The following is a 4,065-nucleotide window of genomic DNA, read 5'->3' as shown; positions in this document are numbered from 1 at the left end:
GGCAGAAATGGTAACCAAACATACCGCTAAAAACCAACGGAAACGAGTATAAACCTAAAACAAAAACACATGACAAAAAACAAAATTATTTATTTGTTAGGCTTGTTGTTACTTTTCCTCGGAATCATTAATTCCTGTAGAAACGATTATTTACATGAAAACCAAGTTCGAGAACAAGGCCAGATTTCAGAAATGACTTCCAAAATCATTAACCTTAATGAAAGTAAACATAGAGAAAGGGTACTTTCCCAACTTAAAACTGTAAGAACCGAACTTAACAAAGCAAATATTAAAAACTCCTTTGCAAAAACAGTAAATTACGGAGATAGTATTTCGATTAATACTGACCACGTAATTTATATTGAAAACGGAAATTATCATACTTACACATTCAATATTCAAAGGAGCAATTCTTCTCCAAATGATCCTGTTGAGAATTTACTTCTTACTCCACTTCCTGATGGAACTTACAAAGAGTTTTTAGTCACATACAATTTAACGCCTCAAGAAAAGGAGAATATCAGAAATGGGTATTATTTTTATTCTGATGAAAATACCACTGTTAAAGAATTAGCTAATGGAACTTTTAATGGAAACGGTCAACTTGCAAGAAGTGTTTGTAGTTGGACAACTGAAACAGTTTGGGTTCCCTGTAGTTCTGGTAAACACGATGGTTCCAATTTTCATGATTGCGAATATCTAAATAATCTTTCAGCTGGGACTCCACCAACGGCTTATACGGTTTCGACTTATAGTTGCATTGAAGTACAAGATAATACTATTGCACCCTCAGAAGGAGGTTCTGGAGGTGGAGGTGGCGGTGGCGGAGGTGGTAGTCCATGTGAAGACTGCCCCCCTACCACTCCAACAGACCCCGACGATTGTGTAATTGTTCCTACCGATCCACAAGGTGCTTCCACCGGTTTCACTGATGAAAATGGTTGTCAAATAGGAACACCAACGTTACCTAATTTAACTCTTGTGGACACTCCTTGTAAAAAAATAAAAACTCAAAGAGCAGATGAAGATTTCAAGAAAAGAGTGGATACTTTGCAAACAAAAACAGGTTTACAAAAAGAAACTGGTTATATCCAAAAATGGGGAGGAGATTACGAGTACAAAGATAATGCGAGTGCAACTCCTACTGCAAATTCTTTGAGTCTGCCAACAGTTTCGAGTAATACCTATATAAAAGGGTTTATGCATACCCATGTGGATGATTTTTCGATTACCCTTCCAAATGGAGATACACAAGACAGAAAAGGAATAAAAATATTTTCTCCTGCTGATGTCAATTATTTCATGGATTTAATTCAAAATGCTCAAAATCTTGGTAAATCTTTGAGTGATCCATATGCAGTCATGGTTACGAGTAGTGGAAACTACCAGATCAGATTTACTGGGAATCAATATCAGATTAAAACTTTTACTGATGAACAAATTGACAATTTCAGTAAAGATTTTACAACTTACATGAATAAAAAAATTGGTAATTCTGATAAACTTGAACATGGTTTTTTATACTTTATGAGCGAAAAAATGAATTTAAAAGGATTAACTTTATATCGAATGAATAGTGATGGTACAAACACAGAAATCAAGCTAAATACAGATAAAACAGATACAGTAGAAACAAATTGTCCGAATAAATAATTAGAACTATGAAAAATATATTAATAATACTCATTTCTTTAATTGCAATATCTTGCAAATCACAAACGGTTTCCTTAGAAACTGCAGCACAATGCATCGGAAATCCAAATTGTCCTGAATATAACTATGCAAAAGACATTAATAATTCTTTGGACAAATATGTTGGAATATGGAAAGGAACTTACAATGGAAAGATTTATGAATTAAAATTTGTAAAGGGATTATGGGCTGATTTGGGTGAAAAAAGTGATATTTTAGTTGGTCGTATTAGGATTTCAACTGATGCTCCAAGTGGTTTAATTGGATTATCTATATATGATAATTTTAATGAAACAAACGATAGTCAAACAAAGTTTTCAGGTTTAGGCTTTCAGTCTGATCTACAATCTTATGAAATGTATTTTGCTGGAAGTTCGCCTAAAGGATGTCTAAATCGCGGAAGAATTTATCTCAGAATAAAAACAAACACACCAAATCAAATGACAATTGTTTATTGGTCAGATAATGATATTGTTGTTGGTGATTGTCCAAGTACTTTTGAACAAACATTTCCCCAAAAACAATTAATCACTTTAACCAAACAATAAGACACCACTTCTGCCAACATGGTATTTATGCAATGCGGGGTTAAAGTCATAATACAACGGTTGCTTCGATTAATTCACAAAAACCATTTCCTTTTTACAAATTTTGTAGTTTAGCAAAAAGAGAAATGGTTTTTGTTTAGTTTTGGTAATTATAGAAAAAGTTGTCATATTTAGTCCGCACTGCATAAATACCCTATCGTTACCTGCTATACTAAAACGACATTAACCAAATATGAAGTTTACAAAATTAGAAATTCATAATTTTCGACACATAAGCAAACAGACAATAGAGATTGGCAGTGTAATGACCGCAATTGCTGGACAGAATGGGACTGGAAAATCTACTCTACTTGGATGGATATCACAAGCATCGGACTTTAAACCAAAAAATAAAACATTAGTTAGATACTCCATTTAAATCCAAATACTCCGAAATATTTAGATTCTGCCCTGAAAAAGACTTCAAAAACTCATATAATGTTTCAATTCACTTCGAAGATTCTTTAATTGAAGAATCAAAAAAAATGTCAACACGACTAATTGAAACTGAAAACAGATACAGAGTAGATTTTGATGGACGTGGTATAGCAATAGACTTTCCAGTTATATATTTGGGATTAAAACGACTAATTCCATTAGCGACTGAAAAGACTATCAATTTGCAAGACTTTGAAATGGCAAATGCAGATAAGAATCAGTTTGCTAAACTTTCCAAAGAAATTTTATATTTAACAAGAGAGGTAGTTGAAGCAGAATATGTAAAGTCTCCTAACAAACAAATTTTTGCTATGAAGACGGATGACTACGGACATTTAGGAAATTCTGCTGGACAAGACAATCTTGGCCAAATAATTTCATCAATACTTTCATTTGGTCGATTAAAAAACGAACTTAGGGAAAACTATAAAGGAGGGCTTTTACTTATTGACGAAATTGATGCGACTTTATATGCAGGTTCACAAATAAAGCTAGTTGACAAGTTATTTGGATTAGCAAAAACACTAAATGTTCAAATTGTATTCACAACTCATTCTATTGAAATATTAGAACACTTATCTAAAAAGACAGGAGAAGAAACCAAAATCAATTTTTTAAAATGGAATAATAAAAATGCAATAAATGAGGTTAATCCTAATATTGAACTTTTAAAAAATGTAATAAAGGTACAAACTGGAATTGCAAAAAAAATAGAAAAAATACAATTTATTTGTGAAGATATAGTTGCCGAACATTGGGCGAAAAATCTATTAAATGGCACAGATTTAAAACAAAAAATAGAAGTAATAAAAGGACCATTTCCAGACGGAACACTTATTGAAATGGCTAACTCAAAACATCCAATCTTTAAGACCACTAATTTTATACTTGACGGTGATGCAAGAGTAAACCATTCTCGTAGAAATACGCCAAGAACAGTAATCTTACCTGGGCTGCATAAACCCGAAAAAGTACTATTTGATTTTATATTTTCACTTGATGACAATGACGAATTTTGGGACAATGACAATAATTTCACTCATCAAACATGCTTCGGTAACTTTGCAGACAAAAATCACAAAAGATGGTTTAATGATGAATCAAATCAAAGATACTTCGGTAAAGGAAATAGCAGATTATTTAATAGATGGAAAAAAGATAATAAAGAGGCGGTTGACACATTTATCAACGACCTGAAAGAAATAATGAAATGAAAAGTACAGCAGGTAACATCGGTTTGGCAATATGGCGGCTGAAGTGCTTCTATGTAACATTTGTGCAAGGTTCAACATTAGGAATTCTATTGAACTTTTGTGCTAAAAATCCGCCACATCGCCAAGCCGAAAAA

General features: G+C 32.7%; 4 protein-coding genes. All 4 read left to right on the top strand.

Annotated features, from left to right (window positions below; genetic code table 11):
* Positions 1 to 69 precede the first annotated feature (69 nt).
* The 4 genes from AC4AGG_RS15555 to AC4AGG_RS15540 all read left to right on the top strand — a co-directional run bounded on the left by AC4AGG_RS15555 (position 70) and on the right by AC4AGG_RS15540 (position 3,931).
* On the top strand, positions 70 to 1,653 hold the full coding sequence (locus AC4AGG_RS15555; RefSeq protein ID WP_489772935.1) for a hypothetical protein: 1,584 nt from the start codon (positions 70 to 72) through the stop codon (positions 1,651 to 1,653).
* An 8-nt stretch (positions 1,654 to 1,661) separates the two neighbouring features.
* The gene (locus AC4AGG_RS15550; protein WP_489772934.1) at positions 1,662 to 2,240 is read left to right on the top strand and encodes a DUF6705 family protein; all 579 of its coding nucleotides are present in this window, start codon (positions 1,662 to 1,664) and stop codon (positions 2,238 to 2,240) included.
* A gap of 232 nt (positions 2,241 to 2,472) precedes the next feature.
* Positions 2,473 to 2,658, top strand: coding sequence for an AAA family ATPase (locus AC4AGG_RS15545; protein ID WP_489772933.1), 186 nt, complete (start codon positions 2,473 to 2,475; stop codon positions 2,656 to 2,658).
* Positions 2,659 to 2,764: 106 nt separating this feature from the next.
* Positions 2,765 to 3,931 carry an AAA family ATPase gene (locus AC4AGG_RS15540; RefSeq protein WP_489772932.1) on the top strand — a complete coding sequence of 389 codons (1,167 nt, stop codon included), beginning with the start codon at positions 2,765 to 2,767 and terminating at the stop codon, positions 3,929 to 3,931.
* The last annotated feature ends 134 nt before the right edge of the window (positions 3,932 to 4,065 follow it).

It is taken from the genome of Chryseobacterium sp. CG10_8 (assembly GCF_058117085.1).
Note: the sequence above shows the minus strand (reverse complement) of the source record. Positions and strands in the feature narration are given on the sequence as shown.

Bases quoted from the DNA above. Each gene is read 5' to 3' on its own strand.
- AC4AGG_RS15555 (WP_489772935.1), top strand. From the start codon at position 70: ATGACAAAAAACAAAATTATTTATTTGTTAGGCTTGTTGTTACTTTTC.
- AC4AGG_RS15550 (WP_489772934.1), top strand. From the start codon at position 1,662: ATGAAAAATATATTAATAATACTCATTTCTTTAATTGCAATATCTTGC.
- AC4AGG_RS15545 (WP_489772933.1), top strand. From the start codon at position 2,473: ATGAAGTTTACAAAATTAGAAATTCATAATTTTCGACACATAAGCAAA.
- AC4AGG_RS15540 (WP_489772932.1), top strand. From the start codon at position 2,765: ATGTCAACACGACTAATTGAAACTGAAAACAGATACAGAGTAGATTTT.